We start from the raw sequence: 21,737 nt of genomic DNA, 5'->3' as shown, positions 1-21,737 counted from the left end.
GACATCATGAGCAACGAGAATCTCCTCCTGTCGGTACAGGGGGTCAACAAGCGATTCGGCGGCCTGCAGGCGCTGTCCGATGTGGGCCTGCAAATCCAGCCGGGTGAAATCTATGGCCTGATTGGTCCCAACGGGGCCGGCAAGACCACCTTCTTCAACGTCATCACCGGCCTGTACACGCCGGACTCCGGCGAGTTCGTGCTGGGTGGGAAGGCCTACCAGCCGACCGCCGTGCACGAAGTCGCCAAGGCCGGCATCGCCCGCACCTTCCAGAACATCCGCCTGTTTGGCGAAATGACCGCGCTGGAGAACGTGATGGTGGGCCGGCACGTGCGTACCAAGGCTGGCCTGTTAGGTGCGGTGTTCCGCCCGCCTTCGGTCCGGCGTGAAGAACACTCGGTGGAAGACTGGGCGCACGACCTGCTCGAGTACGTGGGCATTGGCAAGTACGCCCACTTCACCTCGCGCAACCTGTCGTACGGCCACCAGCGCCGCCTGGAAATCGCGCGGGCGCTGGCCACCGAGCCCAAGCTGCTGGCGCTGGACGAACCCGCCGCCGGCATGAACGCCACCGAGAAAGTGGAGCTGCGCGGCCTGCTCGACAAGATCCGCAGCGATGGCAAGACCATCCTGCTGATCGAGCACGACGTGAAGCTGGTGATGGGCCTGTGCAACCGCCTGACCGTGCTTGACTATGGCAAGGTCATCGCGCAAGGCCTGCCGCATGAAGTCCAGAGCAATCCAGCGGTGATCGAGGCTTACCTCGGTACCCCGGCGCACTGACGGGGAAAGACACAATGAAAGACACACTACTGAAGATTTCGGGCCTGAAGGTCGCGTACGGCGGCATCCAGGCGGTCAAGGGCATCGACCTCGAGATCCGCGAGGGCGAGCTGGTCACGCTGATCGGCGCCAATGGCGCCGGCAAGACCACCACCATGAAGGCCATCACCGGCCTGCAGGGCTGGGCTGGCGGTGACGTGGAGTACATGGGCAAGTCCATCAAGGGCGTGCCCAGCTACACGCTGCTCAAGCAGGGGCTGGCCATGGTGCCGGAGGGCCGCGGCGTGTTCGCGCGCATGACCATCACCGAGAACCTGCAGATGGGCGCCTACACGCGGATCGACGAGGCCGGCATCAAGGCCGACATCGATCGCATGTTCGGCATCTTCCCGCGCCTGAAGGAGCGTGCCAACCAGCTGGCCGGCACCATGTCGGGCGGCGAGCAGCAGATGCTGGCCATGGCGCGCGCGCTGATGAGCCAGCCCAAGCTGCTGCTGCTGGACGAGCCCTCGATGGGCCTGTCGCCGATCATGGTGGCGAAGATCTTCGAGGTGGTGCGCGACGTCTCCGCGCTGGGCGTGACGGTGCTGCTGGTCGAGCAGAACGCGCGGCTGGCGCTGCAGGCCGCGCACCGCGGCTACGTGATGGAATCGGGCCTGGTCACCATGAGCGGCGACGCCAAGCAGATGCTGGACGATCCGAAGGTGAGGGCGGCGTACCTGGGCGAGTGAGATTGCCTGGATAAGGCCTTCGATGCGTTGGCCGAAGCCGCCGTATGGGCCAAGACCACTCGCTATGACGACGGCTGTCTCTCCTCTCTCCTCAGGGGGAGAGGGGTGGCTTAGCTAGGAGCCACTTGACACGGAGCCCGTGGTTCTTGCGATCCGATGGCTTGTCGAGCGCCCGCCCTCTCCCCGGCCCCTCTCCCACAAGTGGGAGAGGGGAGCAAACCGACGGGAATGGAGAACCATTCGGTGTAGCCGTGAAGGTTTGAATCTCCCGTTATGCGGCGAGGGTCTTTCGCCGCATCAAAGAAAAAGCCCGGTGCGTTCTTGCACCAGGCTTTTTTTATTGCGAGCGGACCGCTATCAGGCCAGCTTCTTCAGCAGCGTGCGCAGATTGCCGATCATCAGGTCGATCTCTTCCGTGGTCACGTTCAGCGCGGGCATGAAGCGCAGCAGGTTGGGGCGCGGCGAATTCAGCAGCAGGCCTTGCGGCTGCATGTCGCGTGCTTCCTCCACCAGTTGCGGGCCGATGTCCTTGCTCAGCACCAGCGCGCGCAGCAGGCCTTCGCCGCGTTCGCCGCCCAGGCCGAACTCCGACGACAGCGCCAGCAGCTGCTCGCGCAGGTAGGCGCCTTTTTCTTGCACGCTTTGCAGGAAGCCGGGCGCGGTCAGCTGCGAGATCACGGCGCTGCCGACGGCCGTCATCACCGGGTTGCCGTTGTAGGTGCCGCCCTGGTCGCCGGCTTCAAAGCTGGCGACTTCGGCCTTGCACAGCAGGGCTGCCAGCGGCACGCCGCCGCCAATGCCCTTGCCCAGCGTCATGATGTCCGGCTCCACGCCCGACAGCTCATAGGCGAACATGGTGCCGCAGCGCCCGCAGCCGGTCTGCACTTCGTCGACGATGAACAGCAGCTTGTGCTGGTCGGCCAGCTTGCGCAGGCCTTGCATGAATTCGCGCGAGGCGGGGATCACGCCGCCTTCGCCCTGCACCGGCTCCAGCATGATGGCCACGGTCTTGTCGTTGATCAGCTTCTCGACCGAGGCCAGGTCGTTCAGCTCGGCCTTGGGGAAGCCCGGCACCTGCGGCGCGAAGATGGTGTCCCAGCCGGCCTTGCCCGACGCGCTCATGGTGGCGAGCGTGCGGCCGTGGAAGCTGTGGTCCATGGTGATGATCTCGAACGCGCCGTGCTTGTGCTTGCGGCCCCATTTGCGCGCCAGCTTGATCGCGCCTTCGTTGGCTTCCGCGCCGCTGTTGGCGAAGAACACCTTGTCGAAGCAGCTGGCGTCGGTGAGCTGCTTGGCCAGCTTGAGCATGGGTTCGTTGTAGAACGCCGGGCTCGGGTTGAACAGCTTTTGCGACTGTGCCACCAGCGCATCGATCATGGCCTGGTTGGAGTGCCCCAGGCAGTTGACCGCCCAGCCTTGCACGAAGTCCAGGTATCGCTTGCCGTTATGGTCCGTGAGCCACGAGCCCTTGCCTTCGGTAAAGACGAGCTCGGGCCGGTTGGTGATGTACATCAGGGATTGGACGGGGTACTCAGCAAATGCCATGGCGGACTCCAGGGGTCGGCGTGAAACAGGGGGAGGAGAGCAGAAAAACAAAAAGCCACGGGGATTGCCCGTGGCTTGTTGACCTGAACAGAAGCTATGGACGGTCAGCCGCGAGGCACCCCGGTGGGGAGCAACGTACGGTAGCTGCGTCGGTTGATAGCGTAGTTCATGGCGGCCAATATAAGGCCCAGGCGCCCGGCTGTCAAAACGAATTTTGGCGGGGCCGGGCATTGTTGTCGCGTAGGAACGGACCGGGTGGCGCTCAGGCCGCCGGTGCCGGCGGTACCGAACCTGCCGGATGCATGTCCGCTTCCGACGTGAACGAGTCGGCGAAGAAGGCATCCTCGTGCAGGTCGCAACGCAGGGAAAAGTCCTTGCGCGCGGCATTGATCATCACCGGCGCGCCGCAGGCGTAGACCTCGAAGCCGGACAGGTCGGGATGGTCCTCCATCACGGCCTCGTGGACAAAGCCGGTGCGCCCGCCCCAGTCGTCGCTGTCGTGGGCGTTGGAGACCACCGGCACGTAGCGGAAGTTGGGCAGCTCGCGCGCCCACTGCTCGCACAGCGCGTGCATATACAGATCGCGCGGGCGGCGGCCGCCCCAGTACAGCGTCATCGGGCGGGTGATGCCGGTGTAGACCGCATGCTCCACGATGGCCTTGATCGGCGCGAAGCCGGTGCCGGAGGCCAGCAGGATGATGGGCTTGTCGGAGTCTTCACGCAGGAAGAAGCTGCCGAGCGGGCCTTCGAAGCGCAGGATGTCGCGCTCCTTCATGGCCGGCTGGCCGTCCCTGGCGCCGAACACGTAGTCGGTGAAGGTGCCGCCGGGCATATGGCGGATGTGCAGCTCGATCGGGCCTTCCTGGTGCGGCGGCGTGGCGATGGAGTAGCTGCGGCGCTTGCCGTCGCGCAGCAGGAACTCGACATACTGGCCGGCCAGGAACTGCATGCGCTCGGTGGCGGGCAACTGCAGGCGCGCAACGACGACGTCGTCGGCCACGCGTTCCAGCGTGGCGACGCGGCACGGCACCTTCTTGATCGGGATGTCGCCAGCGCCTTGCACCTCGCGGCATTCGATGGTGATGTCCGAGGTGGGCTTAGCGCAGCAGAACAGCGCGCGGCCCTCGGTCTTTTCCTGCGTGGACAGCGCGGAAAGTGCGTGATCGCCCTGCTCGATGCCGCCAGCGGTGACACGGCCCTTGCAGGATCCGCATGCGCCGTTCTTGCAGCCGTAGGGCAGGCCAATGCTGTGGCGCAGGGCCGCGGTAAGGATGAGTTTCATCCGCGGCCGCTTCGAACGTGCGGCCGCTGGGCATGACGGTAACTTGATAAGCCATAATCACTCTATGAGCAAAAATCTGTCGCGACGCCGCCTGGGTCGCCCGCGCCTACTCATCGTTGGCTGTGGGGATGTGGGCACGCGTTGCCTGCGTATTCTATCGACGCGCTGGCGCGTCTTTGCCATCACTTCGCAGCCGTCCCGCCGCACGGCGCTGCGGGACAACGGCGCCGTGCCGCTGGTGGCCGACCTGGACCGGCCCGCCACGCTGGCGCGCCTGGCCGGGCTGGCCGACAGGGTGCTGCACCTGGCGCCGCCGCCGTCCCGCGGCGAGGGCGATCCCCGCACGCTGGCGCTGCTGCGCGCTTTGCGGCGTGGTGCCTGGCGGCGCTGCGCCGCACGGCCTGGCGGATGGTTTGCCAAGCCCGCTATTCTACCCGACCGGGGCAACGGCAGGTCCGGCCGAAGTGCCGCGGCGCCAGCGTTTGTCTACGCCAGCACCTCGGGCGTATATGGCGATCGCGGCGGCGCCAGGCTGGCGGAATCGCAGGCGGTGCGCCCGCAAACCGCGCGCGCCCGGCGCCGCGTGGCGGCCGAGCAGGCCGTGCGGGACTTTGGGCGCCATGCCGGCTGGCGTGCTTCCATCGTGCGCATCCCCGGCATCTATGCCGAAGACCGGCTGCCGCTGGCCCGCCTGGCCAAGGGCACGCCGGCGCTGGCGCCGCAGGACGATGTCTATACCAACCACATCCATGCGCTGGACCTGGCCCGCACCATGGTGGCGTCGCTGTTCCGCGGCCGCGCGCAGCGGGTGGTGCACGCCAGCGACGATTCGGAAATGCGCATGGCCGACTACTTCGACCTGGTGGCCGACCGCCGCGGGCTGCCCCGGCCGCCGCGCCTCGCCCGCGCGCAGTTGCGCGAGGCCGTTGAGCCGACCCTGCTCAGCTTCATGAGCGAATCGCGCCGGCTGGAGAACGCCCGTCTCAAACGCGAGCTGCGCCTGCGGCTGCGCTATCCCACCGTGGCGTCCTTTTTCGACGCCTGAATTCAGCTGCTCCCGGCGTCTGCCAGGAGCGCTTTCTTTCCTCATCCCTCCACGGTGCGGTGGCACGCCGTTTGCGTTAGTGTTGCCGCTCGATCCTGTATAGACAGCAAGTGATGTAGCCGGCCTAGCGATGCGCAGATCTGGTGCGCAGAGGCGAAAGCGGCATGTGCCGGATGCGCCCTCAGTGGGCATCGGCGGCCATTGGCGAGCACCTGGCCCAATCGCGTAACGTGCCTGTTTCCCGTTGTTCCAGGCTCGGCGGTACGTAAGTGCCGGCAACGCCAGTTCCGCGCTTCGCCTCGGGTTAACTACTGCATTGACTTGTATATACAGGGTTGCTAAATTGCCTGGCAAATGACCGGCGCTGCAAGTACGGCGCCGCCTGAGCCGGGCGATCCGGCCGCCGCCAACGCTGGCGCGGCCCCGTTCGCATCACACCAAAGGAGCCAGCAAGATGGGATTTCGTATCCGTAGCGGTAAGTCGCTAGCCGTCGCCGTTGCAGCAGTCGTCGCCACGCTGGGTGCCGCAGGCACCGCGCAAGCGCAAGCCACGCAGGTCACGCTGGGCATGAGCGGCTGGACCGGTTTCGCGCCGCTGACGCTGGCCGACAAAGCCGGCATCTTCAAGAAGCACGGTGTCGACGTCGACATCAAGATGATTCCGCAGAAGGATCGTCACCTGGCACTCGCTTCCGGCGCCATCCAGTGCGCCGCCACCACGGTCGAGACCCATGTGGCCTGGAACGCCAACGGCGTGCCTATCACCCAGATCGTGCAGCTCGATAAGTCCTACGGTGCCGACGGCCTGGCCGTGCGCGGCGACGTCAAGGGCTTTGCCGACCTCAAGGGCAAGACCATCGGCGTGGATGCGCCCGGCACCGCGCCTTACTTCGGCCTGGCCTGGATGCTCAAGAAGAACGGCATGAGCTTGAAGGACGTGAAGACCACCACGCTGTCGCCGCAAGCCGCCGCGCAGGCCTTCGTCTCGGGCCAGAACGATGCTGCCATGACGTATGAGCCGTATCTGTCGTCCGTGCGCCAGAACCCGGACAAGGGCAAGATCCTGGCCACCACGCTGGACTACCCGATGGTGATGGATACGCTGGGCTGCGCGCCGAAGTGGCTCAAGGACAATCCCAAGGCCGCGCAAGCGCTGGTCGATAGCTACTTCGAAGCGCTCGACATGATCAAGCAGGACCCGGCCAAGGCCAACGACATCATGGGCGCGGCGGTCAAGCAAAGCGGCGAGCAGTTCGCCAAGTCCTCCGCCTATCTGCGCTGGCAGGATCGTGACGCCAACCGCAAGTTCTTCGGCGGCGAGCTGGCCAGCTTCAGCAAGGAAGCGGCGCAGGTGCTGCTGGAGATCGGCGTGATCCGCCAGGTGCCGGACGTAACGGCGCTGTACGACGCGCGCTTCATCAAGTAACGAGGTTGGTGCCATGACGCAGGTTCACATTGGTTCGCCCGCCGCGAATCCAGCTACAAAGCCCGCCCCGCCGCGGCGACTCGGGCGCCCGCGCGCCGGCATCCCTGGCTGGCGCCGCTGGCGCCGGTCACCCAGCGCGCGCTGGGTGCTGGGTTCGTCGTTCTTCGTGGTGTTTTTCGCCGTGTGGGCGGCGGTGACCCTGGGTGGCATGGTGCCGCGCACCTTCCTGGCCGACCCGATGACCATGGCCCATGAAGGCGTGCTGCTGTTTACCGAGTACAACTTCATCGGCGATGTCGGCATGACGGTATGGCGCGTGCTGGGCGGCTTCGTGCTGGCCGCCGCGCTGGCCGTGCCGCTGGGCATCTTCATGGGCGCGTACAAGGCGGCGGAGGCGTTCTTCGAGCCCTTCGTCTCGTTCTGCCGCTACCTGCCGGCGTCGGCCTTTATCCCGCTGCTGATCCTGTGGGCGGGCATCGGCGAGGCGCAGAAGGTGCTGGTGATCTTTATCGGCTCGTTCTTCCAGATCGTGCTGATGGTGGCGGTGACGGTGGGCGGCGCGCGGCGCGACCTGGTGGAGGCGGCCTACACGCTGGGCGCCAACAGCAGCGGCATCGTGCGGCGCGTGCTGATCCCGGGCGCCGCGCCCGAGATCGCCGAGATCCTGCGCCTGGTGCTGGGCTGGGCCTGGACCTACGTCATCGTGGCCGAGCTGATCGGCTCGTCCTCCGGCATCGGCCACATGATCACCGACAGCCAGGCGCTGCTCAACACCGGGCAGATCATCTTCGGCATCATCGTGATCGGTTGCATCGGCCTGGTCTCCGACCTGGCATTCAAGCTGGCCAACCAGCGCCTGTTCCCGTGGAGTTCGATCAAATGAGCGCGCTGTCCATCCAGCAGGTCTCGCGGACCTTCGTCAATCCGCGCGGCGGCCAGACCCTGGCTTTGCAGCCGACCGATTTCGAAGTGGCGGACAACGACTTCGTCACCATCCTCGGCCCGTCGGGCTGCGGCAAGTCCACGCTGCTGCGCATCGTCGCCGGGCTGGATACGCCCACCACCGGGCGCGTGCTGCTCGACGGCCAGGAAGTCACCGGTCCGGGCGCGGAGCGCGGCATGGTGTTCCAATCCTACACGCTGTTCCCATGGCTGACCATCGAGCAGAACGTGCGCTTTGGCCTGCGCGAGCGCGGCATGAGCGAGGCCGACCAGCGCGAGCGCAGCGACTTCTTTATCCAGCGCGTGGGCCTGCGCGGCTTCGAGCAGCATTTCCCCAAGCAGCTCTCGGGCGGCATGCAGCAGCGCACGGCGATTGCCCGGGCGCTGGCCAACGATCCCAAGATCCTGCTGCTGGACGAGCCCTTTGGCGCGCTGGACAACCAGACCCGCGTGCTGATGCAGGAACTGCTGCTGGGCATCTGGGAGGCCGCGCGCAAGACCGTGCTGTTCGTCACGCACGATATCGACGAGGCGATCTTCATGGCCAACCGCGTTGCCGTGTTCTCGGCGCGGCCGGGCCGCATCAAGCGCACCATCGATGTTGACTTCCCGCACCCACGCCACTACACCATCAAGACCTCGCCGGAGTTCTCCGAACTGAAGGCGGTACTGACCGAGGAAATCCGCGCCGAGGCCATGGCCGCCGCCGAGCACTGAGCCCATGAAAGCTGCCACCGCCAACCGCCGGGGCGTTCCCGATGCCACTCCCGCCGCGCTTTACCAGCAGGTCAAGGAGTACATCGCGCGCAATATCCAGAGCCGCGCATGGCAGCCGGGTGACCGCGTGCCGTCCGAGCAGGAGCTGGTGACCCGTTTTGGCGTGTCGCGCATGACGGTGAACCGCGCGCTGCGCGAGCTGGCCGAGCAGGGCAGGGTGGTGCGCGTGGCGGGCGTGGGCACGTTCGTGGCGGAACACAAGCCGCAATCGACGCTGCTCAACGTGGTCAACCTGCAGGACGAGATCCGCATGCGCGGCCACGACTACGCCTGCGACGTCATGGTGGTGGAACGCGTGGCTGCCTCCATCGAGGTAGCCGCAGCGCTGGACCTGCGCACCGGCGAATCGGTGTTCCACTCCGTATGCGTGCACCGTGAGGACGGCGTGCCGGTGCAGCTCGAAGACCGCTATGTGAACCCGCGCGTGGCGCCGGACTTCATCAACCAGGATTTCGCCGCCGCCGATGCGGTCAAACCTGGCGAATACCTGCTGCGCCACGTGCCTTACGACCAGATCGAGCATGTGGTCGACGCCATCTCCGCCACGGCGGAGCAGGCTACCCAATTGGAAATGCCGGCTACCCAGCCGTGCCTGCTGCTGACCCGCCGCACCTGGACGGGCGGCACCCCCGTTACCTTTGTACGTTGCCTGCACCCAGGCAACCGTTACCGCCTAGGCAGCCGATTCCGCGCCGATGGCAATCCGGCCTTCGGCTGAACCAGCCATGGGCCGTTAGTTTTTTCAGATCCACCAGCCACCTTACGAACCCGGCTGTATAGACAGGGACATACAAATGAGCGCCACCCAAGCCAACCAAACTTCCCGCCCGCTGCTGACCTTGCAGCCCGGCGCCGTCACGCTGGCCGACCTGCGCCGCATCCATCGCGGCGAAGTGCGCCTGGCGATGGACGAATCCGCCTGGGCCGGCGTGCGCGCGTCCCAGGCCACCGTGCAGGACATCATCGACGCCGATGCCGTGGTCTACGGCATCAACACCGGCTTTGGCAAGCTGGCGCAAACACGCATCCCGCACGACAAGCTGGCCGAGCTGCAGCGCAACCTGGTGCTGTCGCACAGCGTGGGCACCGGTGCCGACCTTGCCGCCGACACCGTGCGGCTGATCCTGGCGATCAAGGCCGTGAGCCTGGCGCGCGGCCATTCGGGCATTCGCCCGGAGATCATCGAGGCGCTGCTGGCGCTGGCCAACTCCGGCGTCACGCCGTGCATTCCGGCCAAGGGCTCGGTGGGCGCGTCGGGCGACCTCGCGCCGCTGGCGCATATGTCGTGCACGCTGATCGGCGTAGGCGAGGTGATGATCGACGGTGTGCGCCGTCCGGCGGCCGAGGGTCTGGCTCACGCCGGGCTGGCGCCGTTCACGCTGGGCCCCAAGGAAGGGCTGGCGTTGCTCAACGGCACGCAGGTTTCCACCGCGCTGGCGCTGGCCGGCCTGTTCGCCGCTGAGGACATCTTTGCCGCTGGCCTCGTGGCGGGCGCGTTGTCGCTGGAAGCCATCAAGGGCTCGGTGAAACCCTTCGACGCGCGCATCCATGCCGCACGCGGCCAGGCCGGTCAGATTGCCGTGGCCGGCGCCGTGCGCGCGCTGCTGGATGGCAGCCGGATCGTGGATTCGCACGTGAGCTGCGGCCGCGTGCAGGACCCGTACTCCATCCGCTGCCAGCCGCAGGTGATGGGCGCCTGCCTGGACAACCTGCAACACGCCGCGCGCGTGCTGCAGATCGAAGCCAATGCCGCGTCCGACAATCCGCTGGTGTTCCCGGAGCAGGGCGACGTGATCTCGGGCGGCAACTTCCACGCCGAGCCGGTGGCGTTTGCCGCCGACATCATCGCGCTGGCCATCGCCGAGATCGGCGCGATCTCCGAGCGCCGCCTAGCGCTGCTGCTCGATACCGGCCTGTCCGGCCTGCCGCCGTTCCTGGTGCGCGACGGCGGCCTGCATTCGGGCTTCATGATCGCGCAGGTCACCGCAGCGGCGCTGGCTTCCGAGAACAAGTCGCTGGCGCATCCCGCCAGCGTGGACAGCTTGCCGACCTCGGCCAACCAGGAGGACCATGTGTCGATGGCCACCTTTGGTGCGCGCCGCCTGGGCGATATGGCGGAGAACACCGCCGTGGTGGTCGGCATCGAAGCCATGGCCGCCGCGCAGGGCATCGAGTTCCATCGCCCGCTGGAGTCCTCGCCGCTGATCGAGTCCGAGATTGCGCGCATCCGCGAGCGCGTGGCCTTCGTGGAGGGCGACCGCTACTTCGCGCCGGATATCGAAGCGATGAAGCAGTGGGTGCAACAGGGCGATGCGGGCGCCGGCTGGCCGGAGGCCGTGCGGCAGATGTTGCCGTCGCAGGTGGGCGTGGTCTAAGCCGGCCGTGCTGGACAAAACCATTGGCTTCGCTTCAAGTGGCGCCTAGCCGAACCGCCCCTCTCCCCATGAGGGGAGGCCGGCTTCGGCTAATGCCGCCGGTTTGCTCCCCTCTCCCACTTGTGGGAGAGGGGCCGAGGAGAGGGCGGGCGCCACCAGATGCGACGCACTAAAAATCACCGCAGCGCGGGTTGAACCCAACACGCAGGAGAACCAGACATGAACGCCAACGAACACCAATTCACAAAGGCAGTCGAACCGCGTGGCCAGCGCGAAATCCGCGCCCCGCGCGGCACCGAGCTGCACTGCAAGAACTGGCTGATCGAAGCCGCCTACCGCATGCTCCAGAACAACCTGGATCCCGACGTGGCCGAGCGCCCGCAGGACCTGGTGGTGTACGGCGGCATCGGCAAGGCGGCGCGCAACTGGGAATGCTTCGACGCCATCCTCGAGAGCCTGCGCAATCTGGGCGAGGAAGAATCGCTGCTGGTGCAATCCGGCAAGCCGGTGGGCGTGTTCCGCACCCACGCCGACGCGCCGCGCGTGCTGATCGCCAATTCCAACCTGGTGCCGCACTGGGCCACCTGGGACAAGTTCAACGAGCTGGATCGCGCCGGCCTGATGATGTACGGCCAGATGACCGCCGGCTCGTGGATCTATATCGGCACGCAGGGCATCGTGCAGGGCACCTTCGAAACCTTTGTCGAAGCCGGCCGTCAGCACTACAACAACGATCTCACCGGCAAGTGGATCCTCACCGCCGGCCTGGGCGGCATGGGCGGTGCGCAGACGCTGGCCGGCGTGCTGGCCGGCGCCTGCGTGCTGGCGATCGAATGCCAGGAGTCGCGCATCGACTTCCGCCTGCGCACGCGCTACGTCGACAAGAAGGCCACCACCATCGATGAAGCGCTGGCCATGATCGAAGAGGCCACGCGCAACAAGCAGGCCATCTCGGTTGGCCTGCTCGGCAACGCCGCCGAGATCATGCCGGAGCTGGTCAAGCGCGCGCAGGCCGGTGGCATGCGCCCGGACATCGTCACCGACCAGACCTCGGCGCACGACCTGGTCAACGGCTACCTGCCCGCGGGCTGGACCGTGGCGCAGTGGGAAGCCGCGCGCGCGGCGGATCGGAAATCGGTCGAAGCCGCTGCCAGGACCTCCATCGTCAAGCACGTGCAGGCCATGCTGGCCTTCCAGCAGATGGGCGTGCCCACGCTGGACTACGGCAACAACATCCGTCAGGTCGCCTTTGACGAGGGCGTGGCCAATGCCTTCGACTTCCCGGGGTTTGTGCCGGCGTATATCCGCCCGCTGTTCTGCCGCGGCAAGGGCCCGTTCCGCTGGGTCGCGCTGTCGGGAGACCCCGAGGACATCTACAAGACCGATGCCAAGATGAAGGAGCTGTTCCCCGAGGACGCGCACCTGCACCGCTGGCTCGACATGGCGCGCGACCGCATCGCCTTCCAGGGCCTGCCAGCGCGCATCTGCTGGGTGGGGCTGGACGAGCGCCACCGCGCCGGCCTGGCCTTCAACGAGATGGTGAAGAACGGCGAGCTGAAGGCCCCCATTGTGATCGGCCGCGACCACCTGGATTGCGGCTCGGTCGCCAGCCCCAACCGCGAGACCGAAGCCATGCGCGACGGCTCGGATGCGGTGTCCGACTGGCCCCTGCTCAACGCGCTGCTCAATACCGCCGGCGGCGCCACGTGGGTCAGCCTGCATCACGGTGGCGGCGTGGGCATGGGCTTCTCGCAGCATGCGGGGGTGGTGATTGTTTGCGACGGCACCGATGCCGCGGCCAAGCGCATCGAGCGGGTGCTGTGGAACGACCCGGCCACCGGCGTGATGCGCCACGCCGATGCCGGCTACGAAAGCGCCATCGACTGCGCGCACGAGAAGGGCTTGAACCTGCCGATGGTGCCGAAGGCGGCAGGCGCATGAACGGCGTCGAACGCTTCTCGCTCGGCGCGCTGGCCGCGCAGCCCTGGAAGAACGGCGGCGGCATCACGCGCGAGATCGCGGCGTGGCCGCCGGGCGCCGGCATGGACGCGTTCCTGTGGCGCGTGAGCGTGGCCGACATCGCCGCCGACGGCCCGTTCTCCGCCTTCCCCGGCATCGATCGCCAGATCGTGCTGCTGGAAGGCGCGGGCGTGCGCCTGCAGGCCGACAATGGCAGCTTCGATCATCGCCTCGATACCGTGGGCGAGCCATTCGCCTTTGCCGGCGAGCGCGGCGTGCAGGCAACCCTGCTGGATGGCACCACGCGCGACTTCAACGTGATGACGCGCCGTGGCCGCTGCCGCGCGAGTGTTGTGGCGGCGCGCGACGAATTCACGATCGCGCCCGGTGCGCACGTTGTGCTGTTGTTGGTGGTCGAGGGTGCATGGCGCCACGGCGTTGCCGGTCAAAGCGGGCAAGCCGTGCTGGCCAGCGACGACGGCATGTTGTTCGCCGAAGGCGTAGCGGTGCCCTATCGCCTGCAGGCGATGTCGGAGCCCGCGCTTTGCCTATGCGTCACCCTGGAACTGGAGTTGGAGAACCCGTAATGAACTTGAATCCGGCGCAGGCCGCCGTCAACTCTTCGTGCGCCGATGGCGTCTGGCATCGCTGCCACCTGCTGCCCGACGGCGATCCCGCCAAGGTCATCCGCGACGCCGCCTTGGTCGTGCAGCAAGGCCGCATCGTCTGGCTCGGCACGCAGGCCGAACTGCCGCAGGCATACATCGCGCTGGCGCACCACGATGCCGGCAACGCCTGGATCACGCCGGGCCTGGTCGACTGCCACACCCACCTGGTGTACGGCGGCCAGCGCGCCGATGAATTCGCCATGCGCCTGGCCGGCGCCGGCTACGAGGAAATCGCCCGCGCCGGCGGCGGCATCGTCTCCACCGTGCGCGCAACGCGTACTGCCGACGAAGACACGCTGTTCGCGCTGGCCGCCGCGCGCCTCGCGCCGCTGCTGGCCGAGGGCGTGACCGCGCTGGAGATCAAGTCCGGCTACGGCCTGGACCTCGCCAGCGAGCGCAAGCAACTGCGGGTGGCGCGCCGCCTGGGCGAGGCCTTCGGCGTGACGGTGCACACCACCTTCCTCGGCGCGCACGCGCTGCCGCCGGAATACGCGGGCCGCGCCGACGAGTACATCGCGCTGGTGTGCGACACCATGATGCCTGCGCTGGCCGAGGAAGGGCTGGTCGATGCGGTGGACGCCTTCTGCGAATCCGTCGGCTTCAGCCTGGCGCAGACCGAGCGCGTGTTCCAGGCCGCGCAACGCCACGGCCTGCGCGTCAAGCTGCACGCCGAGCAGCTCAGCAACCTGGGCGGCACCGCGCTGGCCGCGCGCTACCGCGCGCTGTCGGCCGACCACCTGGAGCATCTGGACGAGGCCGGCGTCGCCGCCATGGCCGAGTCCGGCACGGTGGCGGTCCTGCTGCCGGGCGCCTATTATTTCCTGCGTGACACCAACCTGCCGCCGATCGACCTGCTGCGCCGGCATGGCGTGCCGATGGCGATCTCCACCGATCACAATCCCGGTACGTCACCCGTCACTTCGCTGCTGCTGATGATGAATATGGCGTGCACCCTGTTCAGGCTGACCGTGCCGGAAGTGCTGGCAGGCGTCACCACGCACGCCGCGCGCGCGCTGGGCGCGGCCGACCGGCACGGCCTGCTGGCCGCCGGGCGCGCCGCCGATTTCGTGCTGTGGAACGTCGATTCGCCGGCCGAGCTGGCCTACTGGTTCGGGCGCAATCCCGCCGCCGCCGTGGTGCGCCAGGGCAAGGTCTATCCCGCCGCCACGCAAGCGCAAGGAGCGCAGCCATGAGCGCCGGAAGCCTGTTTGCCGCGCAGGCCTTGCTGCCCACGGGCTGGGCCAGCAATGTGCTGCTGGCCTGGGACGACGCCGGCGCATTCACCACGGTGCAGGCCGGCGCGTTACCCGTGCAGGGCGTGCCGCGCGCCGCCGGGCCGCTCTTGCCGGGCATGCCCAACCTGCACTCGCACGCGTTCCAGCGCGGCTTTGCCGGGCTGACCGAATACCGCAACGAGACACTGGCCGACGGCCAGGAGAGCGATTCCTTCTGGAGCTGGCGCAAGCTGATGTACCGCTTCGCGCTAAGGCTCTCGCCCGATACGCTGGAAGCCATCGCCACGCAGCTCTATATCGAGATGCTGCGCGCGGGCTACACCAGCGTTTGCGAATTCCATTACGTGCATCACGACACGGACGGCAAGCCTTACGCCGACCCTGCCGAGATGTCGCTGCGCCTGCTGCGCGCCGCGCAGACCGCCGGCATCGGCATCACGCTGCTGCCGGTGCTGTACCAGACGGCCGGCTTCGGCAACAAGCCCGCGGTGCCCGATCAGCGCCGCTTCCTGCATGAGACCAGCGCCATGCTCGCGTTGCTCGGGCGCCTGGCCCCGCAATGCCACGGCCAGGCGCGGCTGGGCCTGGCGCCGCATTCGCTGCGCGCGGTGCCGCCGCAAAGCCTCGCCGACGCCGTGGCGGGCCTGCACGCGCTGGACGCAAAGGCGCCCGTGCACATCCATATCGCCGAGCAGCAGCGCGAGGTGGACGAGTGCATCACCCTCACCGGCACGCGGCCCGTGGCGTGGCTGCTCGACCATGCCGAGGTGGATGCGCGCTGGTGCCTGGTGCATGCCACGCACCTGGACTGGGATGAACGCCGGCGCCTGGCGCACAGCGGCGCGGTGGCCGGCATCTGCCCGACCACCGAGGCCAACCTGGGCGATGGCGTGTTCGATGCCGCGCCGTACCTGGGGCAGGGCGGCGTCTGGGGCATCGGCTCGGACAGCCACGCGAGCGTCAGCGTGGTGGAAGAGCTGCGGCTGTTCGAGTACGGCCAGCGGCTGGCGCTGCAAAAACGCAATGTGCTGGCGTCCGACGCGCACAAGCAGGTGGCGGATCGCCTTTACCTCGATGCCGCTTTCGGCGGTGCGCGTGCGTCGGGCCGGGAGATTGGCGCGATTGCCGTCGGGCAGCAGGCAGATTTCGTCGTGCTGGACGGCGCGCATCCCGCGCTCTCGGGCTTGTCCGGCAGCCAGGCCCTGGCGGTCCATGTGTTCACCAACCATGGGCATGAGACACTAGCGGAAGTCCGCACGGCGGGCCGCACGCGCGTGCAGCATGGTACGCACGCCTTGCAGGCCGACGCTGGCAAGCGCTTTGCCGCTGCGCGCGCAAGCCTGCTGTCCGACTAAAACCCGGCGCACCATGCGGCCTGATGCTTGACGCTACAAGCTTCAGGTCCGCATTGCTGAGCACAGCGCCTTTTCGTTGCAAAGTTGCAAACAAGAAAACATGCCCTTCTCGACCGATACTCCCGCTTTCACCCTGCATCGCGGCACGCGCCCGATGCTGGTGTCGATGCCGCACGTGGGCACCCACCTGCCGGCCTCCGTGTCCGACCGGCTGACCGCCGAGGCACGCACCGTGCCCGATACCGACTGGCATCTTGAACGCTTGTACGATTTCGCGCGCGAGCTCGGCGCCTCCATCCTGGTGGCAACCCACTCGCGCTACGTGGTGGACCTGAACCGCCCGCCCGACAACGCCAATCTCTACCCCGGCCAGGACACCACCGGCCTGTGCCCGGTCGATACCTTCGACAAGACGCCGATCTACGCCGACGCCAGCAGCCTGCCCGCCGACGATGAAATCGCCGCGCGCCGCGACGCCATCTGGCGCCCGTACCACGGCGCGCTCGCCGAGGAGCTGGCCCGCTTGCGCGCCGAGCACGGCACCGTGGCGCTGTGGGACGCCCACTCGATCCGCTCGGTGCTGCCGCGCTTTTCGAAGGCAAGCTGACCGACTTCAACCTGGGCACCGCCAACGGCGCGAGCTGCGACGCCGCGCTGGCCAACCAGCTGCTGGATATCGCCGGCGCCTTGCCGGGCTACACCTCCGTGCTCAACGGGCGCTTCAAGGGCGGCTATATCACGCGCCAGTACGGCGCGCCGGCGCAGGGCGTGCAAGCCGTGCAGCTGGAGCTGACGCAGTCGGCCTACATGAGCGAGACCTATCCCTTCGCCTATGACGAAGCGCTGGCCACGCGCATCCAGCCCACGCTGAAGACGATGCTGGAAACGATGCTGGGCTACGTGGAAGCACGTTAAGCCCGGGCAGGGAAACCAGGAAAGGCAGGAAGCACCTCACGCGACCCGTGTTGCCAATGGCAGCACGGGTCGCGTTGTCACATCTATAGCCATCTACGGCCATCTACAGCAGCGAATCCGCCAGCCGGCAAAGGTTCTGCCAGGTGCGCGTATGCAGCGGGCGGCGCTGCCACACCGCGCGCACCACCTGTTCGCTGTTGGCCAGGTAGCGCTGCTGGATCTGCCGCATGCGCGCCACCACATCGCGGTCATAGATCACCAGCGCGGCTTCCGCGTTGAGCGCGAACGAGCGGATATCCATATTGGTCGAGCCCACCATGGCGACCTCATCGTCGATGGTGACGTGCTTGGCGTGCAGGAAGGCGGGGCGGTACAGGTGGATCTGCACCCCCGAGTCCAGCAGCACGCCGAAGTAAGCCTCCTGCGCGGCCTGCGTGAAGCGCTGGTCGATCCGTTGCGACAACACCAGGTGTACCGCCACGCCACGGTAGCAGGCCAGGTGCAGCGCTTGCAGGAAGGCTTCGTCCGGCACGAAGTAGGGCGTGGTGATGACCACTTCGCTGCGCGCGCGGTGGACCATGCTGATCAGCGCCATCTGCGCATTCTGCGTGCCGTAGCCGGGCCCGCTGGGCAGCATCTGCGCGATGTGCGGGCCTTGCTCGGCCATGGGCGGGAAGCTGTCGATGTCGAAGTTGCTGTCGCCGGTTTCCAGGTAGCGGTCGGCCAGGAAGACTGCTTGCAGCTCCGCCACCACCGGCCCCGTCACGCGCGCCACCAGTTCTTCATTGGGCAATCCCGGCATCGACTCGGCATCGATCACGTTCTGTGAGCCGATATAGCCAATGCTGCCGTCCACCACCAGGATCTTGCGGTGATTGCGCAGGTCGAAGCGCGCGCTCTTGCCTTTGAGCACCGCCATCAGCGAGCGCATCGGCAGGGCCTGCACCACCTCCACGCCGCCCTCGCGCAGCTTGCCTGCAAACGCGCGCCAGCCAGAGCGGGCACCTAGCGCGTCCACCAGCAACCGGCAGCGCACGCCCCGCGCACTCGCCCGCAGCAGGGCGTCGGTGAAGGCGCCGGCCGTGGCATCCGCAGCGTAGATATAGACCAGCAGATGGACCTGGCGCCTGGCGGCGTCGATATCGGCAATCATCGCCGCTACGGTCGCGGCATAGTTGTCGAGCAGCGCCACGGCATTGCCCCGCATCGGCGAGTACGAGCCTAGCCGCTCGATCAGGCCGGCCGCATCGGCGGCAACCGCGGCAGGCAGCGGCTGCAATGGCGCGAAGCGCGCCACCCGGTCCCGTACGCTTGCGATGCCCTGGTTGATCCGGGCCAGCTTCAGCCGGCGCGACTTGGGATAGTAGATGCGGCCGAACAGCGCATACAGCACCAGTCCCACCCAAGGCAGGAAGAAGATCAGCAGCAACCAGGTGCGCGCCGCCGCGGGCGCGCGGCGCTGCGGCACGTAGACCAGCATGGCCAGGCGGATCGCCCATTCCGCCAGTGTGAAGATCGATGGCAACAACCAGGACAGGTCCATCGGCATGGCGCCCTCTAGCGGGGCAAGCCAGGACGCAGGCAGGAAGGAAGCAAGAAGGGAAGGGGGCATGCGGCTAGGCGGCGGACGGCGGACTGCGCACCATACCAGAGGTGTGCGCTGGGCCAATGCAGGACAATGCCGGCATCGGCCCAGCGTCAACCTGTCATCGGCGCCTTTGCGCTTTGCGTACGGGCGGCGACTTGTACCTGATCAGTCTCTTGTATCCTAAACTGCACATGGACTGTGAAACCAGGCAATGCGCCAGTTGTTCTCCCGTATGCACTACGCTGCGATAGGGGTAGTTGAATGATGGCCAGCATGGACGATCGGGCCGCGCCCCTGGCACGAAGGAGACGGCAATGGATACGCAAGCTCGCTTCCTGGCGCTGTGGTCGCGCTGCGGCGGCACGCACGCCGAAGCCGTTTATGCCGGCCTGGCACGTCACTACGCCGAGCCGGTGCGTCACTATCACACGCTCGATCATATTCGCCGCTGCCTGCGCCATTTGGACTGGGCACGCGCGCAGATACCTGATCCCGACACCGTGGAGCTGGCGCTGTGGTGCCACGACGTGATCTATGTCCCCGGCGCGGCAGACAACGAGCCGCGCAGTGTCGCGTGGCTTGCGCACCACGCCGGCGGCCGCATCGCCACAGTGGCCCACGTCGCCGAGATGATCATGGCGACCACACACGACGCCGCGCCTGCGGACGCCGGTGCCCGCTTCACCGTCGATATCGACCTGGCGGACATGGGCGGAAGCCTGGCACGGTTTCTCCAGAACGAGGCGAAGCTGCGGGCCGAGCAGCCCGGGCTGGACGATGCCGGCTACGACGCCCGCGCCCGTGCTTTTTGCATGCCTTGCTGGCGCGCCCCCGCATCTACCATACGGAGGTGTTCCACGCTCGCTGTGAAGCCAGCGCCCGGCGCAACCTGGCGTGGCGGCTCGCCCAGCCAGCGCCGCTCCCCGGCACGCAAGGGCAGTAGAAGCACCAAGGCACTCAAACTGGAGGCCGCCATGCAAGCCACACAACCCCCGCGATCCGCCGCATCAATATCGCGCTGCAAGGCGGCGGCACCCACGGGGCATTCAGTTGGGGCGTGCTGGACCGGCTGCTGGAAGACAAGCGCATCGGCATCGACGGCATCAGTGGCACCAGCGCCGGCGCCGTCAATGCCACCGTGCTTGCCTATGGCCTCGCAAGCGGTGGGCCGCAGGGCGCGCGGCAGGCACTGGAGACGTGCTGGCGAAAGGTGTCCGAGTGCGCCAGGCTGAGTCCCTTGCAACCCACCTGGCTGGACAGGTTGATGGGCGGCGGTGGCCATATGGAGATGTCGCCAGCGTGGATGATGTTCGACCATCTCACCCGCTTCTTTTCGCCCTACCAGCTCAACCCGTGCAACCTCAACCCGCTGCAGAACATCCTGGACGAGACCATCGATTTCGAGGTGTTGCAGCACAGCAAGAGCGTCAAGCTGTTCCTGTGCGCGACCAATGTGCTGCGCGGGCGCATCCGCGTGTTCAGCACCGGCGAGGTTTGCGCCAAGGCCGTGATGGCCTCGGCCTGCCTGCCCTCGCTCTTCCAGGCCGTGGAGATCGACGGCGAGTATTACTGGGACGGCGGCTACATGGGCAACCCGCCGATCTATCCGCTGATCTATGAGACCGACAGCCGCGATGTGCTGATCATCCGCCTCAACCCGATCCATATTCCCCAGGTGCCTGTCACCGCACGCGAAATCCTGGACCGCATCAACACGCTCAGCTTTAACTCCTCGTTGATGCGCGAGATGCGCGCCATCGAATTCATCACCCGGCTGATCGACGAAGGCGCGCTCGATCCGGCACGCTACCGCCGCATGCTGATCCACAGCATCGATGCCGAAGCCGAGATGGCGCGACTGGGCGCGTCCAGCAAGTTCAACGCGGATTGGGACTTCCTGCGCGGCCTGTTCACGCTAGGGCGCGAGCGGGCCGAAGCCTGGCTCTCGGCAAATTTCGACGCACTCGGCCAGCGCTCATCGATCGATATCGCGGAAACATTCCTTTAAGCGTTCGGCCGCGTACTACCATCAGTGCAGAGCGCCACGCGAGGCGCGCGGTGAGCAAACAGGTTGAGACGCATATGGACCGGGAATCGATGCCTGCGGTGTCCGACTCAGACGGGTCCGTGCTGTTCGCGGACATCAGCAACAGCACCAAGCTGTATGAGAAGGCCGGCAATGCGGCCGCCTTCGGCGCCATCGGGCAATGCATCGCCCTGATGAAATCCTGCTCGTCGGCGCAGCGAGGCCGGGTGGTGAAGACCATCGGGGACGAAGTCATGGCGGTCTTCCCCTCCGCCGAAAATGCAATGCAGGCTGCACTCGAAATGCAAATGGCGATTGCCGCGTTGCCACCGGTATCCGGTCTTCCCATGTCGATCCATATTGGCTTTCACCACGGCCCGATCCTGCGCGACGCATCGGGCGATGTGTTCGGCGACACGGTCAACCTTGCCGCGCGCCTCGCCAAGCTCGCATCGCAAGGACAGATCATCACCAGCAAGGACGCCGTGGCGCATCTGCCGCCCAGGCTGCGCAAGGCGATGCGCTACCTCTACCCGATACAGGTGCGCGGCAAAGCCGAACCCGTGGAGTTGTTCGAAGCGATATGGCAGCAGAACGCCGACATGACCATCCTCGCCGAAGTGAACCCGCGCGCGAGCCGCCCCGCGCTGCTCACGCTACGGTATCGGGAGAAGGAGGTCCGGATGAACGGCGCGTCGCCGCCGGTCACGATAGGGCGCGACGCCGCGATGACGATCGTCGTGGCGGATCCGCAGACTTCGCGGTTCCACGCAACCATCGAGTTCCGGGCAGGAAAATACATGCTGATCGACCGAAGCGCCAATGGCACGCATATCGCCATCGACGGCGATGACGAAATCATCCTGCGCCGCGATGAGGTCGCGCTGAGAGGGCATGGCTGGATTACGTTTGGCCAGTCGATGGAGGGGGCAGGGGAGCGGGTTGAGTTTTTCTATACGTAGTCGCCGCACAGACGAAGAAGGGCGCGATGGCATCCATGCGAGATCCTCCGCGGGGACCTGCCTTGCAGACGTCCTCGTATCGACGTACAACCATGAATCACACCGCTGATGGCGAGGAGCCTT

Annotated in this window: 15 protein-coding genes and 4 pseudogenes; 16 read left to right on the top strand and 3 right to left on the bottom strand. The window is 66.8% G+C overall.

Going from position 1 to position 21,737, the window contains the following annotated elements:
• The first annotated feature begins 6 nt into the window (after window positions 1-6).
• Both OMK73_RS24430 and OMK73_RS24425 read left to right on the top strand, forming a co-directional pair.
• Window positions 7-783 (top strand): ABC transporter ATP-binding protein, encoded by a 777-nt coding sequence (locus tag OMK73_RS24430; protein WP_267604290.1) that lies wholly within the window; start codon window positions 7-9, stop codon window positions 781-783.
• A 14-nt stretch (window positions 784-797) separates the two neighbouring features.
• On the top strand, window positions 798-1,514 hold the full coding sequence (locus OMK73_RS24425; protein ID WP_267604289.1) for an ABC transporter ATP-binding protein: 717 nt from the start codon (window positions 798-800) through the stop codon (window positions 1,512-1,514).
• A 357-nt stretch (window positions 1,515-1,871) separates the two neighbouring features.
• Here OMK73_RS24425 and OMK73_RS24420 read toward each other — a convergent pair whose 3' ends face one another.
• Both OMK73_RS24420 and OMK73_RS24415 read right to left on the bottom strand, forming a co-directional pair.
• Complete coding sequence (locus tag OMK73_RS24420) at window positions 1,872-3,059, bottom strand: acetylornithine transaminase (protein ID WP_267604288.1); 1,188 nt, start codon at window positions 3,057-3,059, stop codon at window positions 1,872-1,874.
• A 262-nt stretch (window positions 3,060-3,321) separates the two neighbouring features.
• Window positions 3,322-4,396, bottom strand: a pseudogene (locus tag OMK73_RS24415) (CDP-6-deoxy-delta-3,4-glucoseen reductase).
• Between the two features lie 9 nt (window positions 4,397-4,405).
• On the opposite strand from OMK73_RS24415, the gene OMK73_RS24410 reads away from it, so the two are divergent.
• From OMK73_RS24410 to hutG, 11 genes and pseudogenes are all read left to right on the top strand, one after another.
• A complete protein-coding gene (locus tag OMK73_RS24410) occupies window positions 4,406-5,386 on the top strand; it encodes an NAD-dependent epimerase/dehydratase family protein (protein WP_267604287.1) in 981 nt (326 codons plus the stop codon).
• Between the two features lie 454 nt (window positions 5,387-5,840).
• Window positions 5,841-6,812, top strand: a complete 972-nt coding sequence (locus OMK73_RS24405; RefSeq protein WP_267604286.1) for an ABC transporter substrate-binding protein — start codon at window positions 5,841-5,843, stop codon at window positions 6,810-6,812.
• 13 nt (window positions 6,813-6,825) lie between these two features.
• Window positions 6,826-7,695: pseudogene (locus tag OMK73_RS24400) on the top strand (ABC transporter permease).
• Entirely contained in the window at window positions 7,692-8,471 is a 780-nt protein-coding gene (locus OMK73_RS24395) for an ABC transporter ATP-binding protein (RefSeq protein ID WP_267606502.1), read from the top strand. The pseudogene OMK73_RS24400 and the gene OMK73_RS24395 overlap by 4 nt, the downstream one beginning before the upstream one ends.
• 4 nt (window positions 8,472-8,475) lie before the next feature.
• Window positions 8,476-9,249, top strand: coding sequence for a histidine utilization repressor (hutC, locus tag OMK73_RS24390; protein ID WP_267604284.1), 774 nt, complete (start codon window positions 8,476-8,478; stop codon window positions 9,247-9,249).
• A gap of 76 nt (window positions 9,250-9,325) precedes the next feature.
• The gene (gene hutH / locus OMK73_RS24385) at window positions 9,326-10,906 is read left to right on the top strand and encodes a histidine ammonia-lyase (protein WP_267604283.1); all 1,581 of its coding nucleotides are present in this window, start codon (window positions 9,326-9,328) and stop codon (window positions 10,904-10,906) included.
• Window positions 10,907-11,125: 219 nt separating this feature from the next.
• Window positions 11,126-12,847 carry a urocanate hydratase gene (gene hutU, locus OMK73_RS24380; protein ID WP_267604282.1) on the top strand — a complete coding sequence of 574 codons (1,722 nt, stop codon included), beginning with the start codon at window positions 11,126-11,128 and terminating at the stop codon, window positions 12,845-12,847.
• Window positions 12,844-13,452, top strand: a complete 609-nt coding sequence (locus tag OMK73_RS24375) for a HutD family protein (protein ID WP_267604281.1) — start codon at window positions 12,844-12,846, stop codon at window positions 13,450-13,452. Before hutU ends, OMK73_RS24375 begins: the two co-directional genes overlap by 4 nt.
• Window positions 13,452-14,726: an imidazolonepropionase gene (gene hutI / locus OMK73_RS24370; RefSeq protein WP_267604280.1), complete on the top strand. Its 1,275-nt coding sequence runs from the start codon at window positions 13,452-13,454 to the stop codon at window positions 14,724-14,726. The genes OMK73_RS24375 and hutI overlap by 1 nt, the downstream gene beginning before the upstream one ends.
• Complete coding sequence (locus OMK73_RS24365; protein WP_267604279.1) at window positions 14,723-16,123, top strand: formimidoylglutamate deiminase; 1,401 nt, start codon at window positions 14,723-14,725, stop codon at window positions 16,121-16,123. Before hutI ends, OMK73_RS24365 begins: the two co-directional genes overlap by 4 nt.
• Window positions 16,124-16,223: 100 nt before the next feature.
• A pseudogene (gene hutG, locus OMK73_RS24360) lies at window positions 16,224-17,038 on the top strand (N-formylglutamate deformylase).
• A gap of 103 nt (window positions 17,039-17,141) precedes the next feature.
• Here hutG and cls read toward each other — a convergent pair.
• Window positions 17,142-18,587, bottom strand: a complete 1,446-nt coding sequence (gene cls / locus OMK73_RS24355) for a cardiolipin synthase (RefSeq protein WP_267604278.1) — start codon at window positions 18,585-18,587, stop codon at window positions 17,142-17,144.
• A gap of 353 nt (window positions 18,588-18,940) precedes the next feature.
• Here cls and OMK73_RS24350 point away from each other — a divergent pair.
• The 3 genes and pseudogenes from OMK73_RS24350 (at window position 18,941) to OMK73_RS24340 (ending at window position 21,614) form a co-directional block, all read left to right on the top strand.
• A pseudogene (locus OMK73_RS24350) lies at window positions 18,941-19,569 on the top strand (hypothetical protein).
• A gap of 54 nt (window positions 19,570-19,623) precedes the next feature.
• Window positions 19,624-20,634, top strand: coding sequence for a patatin-like phospholipase family protein (locus tag OMK73_RS24345; RefSeq protein ID WP_420715672.1), 1,011 nt, complete (start codon window positions 19,624-19,626; stop codon window positions 20,632-20,634).
• A gap of 74 nt (window positions 20,635-20,708) precedes the next feature.
• Complete coding sequence (locus OMK73_RS24340; RefSeq protein WP_267606501.1) at window positions 20,709-21,614, top strand: adenylate/guanylate cyclase domain-containing protein; 906 nt, start codon at window positions 20,709-20,711, stop codon at window positions 21,612-21,614.
• The last annotated feature ends 123 nt before the right edge of the window (window positions 21,615-21,737 follow it).

It is taken from the genome of Cupriavidus sp. D39 (assembly GCF_026627925.1).
Lineage (GTDB): Bacteria > Pseudomonadota > Gammaproteobacteria > Burkholderiales > Burkholderiaceae > Cupriavidus > Cupriavidus ulmosensis.
Note: the sequence above shows the minus strand (reverse complement) of the source record. Positions and strands in the feature narration are given on the sequence as shown.

Excerpts from the sequence above, each read along its gene's own strand:
- OMK73_RS24430 (WP_267604290.1), top strand. The coding sequence starts at position 7 with ATGAGCAACGAGAATCTCCTCCTGTCGGTACAGGGGGTCAACAAGCGA.
- OMK73_RS24425 (WP_267604289.1), top strand. The coding sequence starts at position 798 with ATGAAAGACACACTACTGAAGATTTCGGGCCTGAAGGTCGCGTACGGC.
- OMK73_RS24420 (WP_267604288.1), bottom strand. The coding sequence starts at position 3,059 with ATGGCATTTGCTGAGTACCCCGTCCAATCCCTGATGTACATCACCAAC.
- OMK73_RS24410 (WP_267604287.1), top strand. The coding sequence starts at position 4,406 with ATGAGCAAAAATCTGTCGCGACGCCGCCTGGGTCGCCCGCGCCTACTC.
- OMK73_RS24405 (WP_267604286.1), top strand. The coding sequence starts at position 5,841 with ATGGGATTTCGTATCCGTAGCGGTAAGTCGCTAGCCGTCGCCGTTGCA.
- OMK73_RS24395 (WP_267606502.1), top strand. The coding sequence starts at position 7,692 with ATGAGCGCGCTGTCCATCCAGCAGGTCTCGCGGACCTTCGTCAATCCG.
- hutC (WP_267604284.1), top strand. The coding sequence starts at position 8,476 with ATGAAAGCTGCCACCGCCAACCGCCGGGGCGTTCCCGATGCCACTCCC.
- hutH (WP_267604283.1), top strand. The coding sequence starts at position 9,326 with ATGAGCGCCACCCAAGCCAACCAAACTTCCCGCCCGCTGCTGACCTTG.
- hutU (WP_267604282.1), top strand. The coding sequence starts at position 11,126 with ATGAACGCCAACGAACACCAATTCACAAAGGCAGTCGAACCGCGTGGC.
- OMK73_RS24375 (WP_267604281.1), top strand. The coding sequence starts at position 12,844 with ATGAACGGCGTCGAACGCTTCTCGCTCGGCGCGCTGGCCGCGCAGCCC.
- hutI (WP_267604280.1), top strand. The coding sequence starts at position 13,452 with ATGAACTTGAATCCGGCGCAGGCCGCCGTCAACTCTTCGTGCGCCGAT.
- OMK73_RS24365 (WP_267604279.1), top strand. The coding sequence starts at position 14,723 with ATGAGCGCCGGAAGCCTGTTTGCCGCGCAGGCCTTGCTGCCCACGGGC.
- cls (WP_267604278.1), bottom strand. The coding sequence starts at position 18,587 with ATGCCGATGGACCTGTCCTGGTTGTTGCCATCGATCTTCACACTGGCG.
- OMK73_RS24340 (WP_267606501.1), top strand. The coding sequence starts at position 20,709 with ATGGACCGGGAATCGATGCCTGCGGTGTCCGACTCAGACGGGTCCGTG.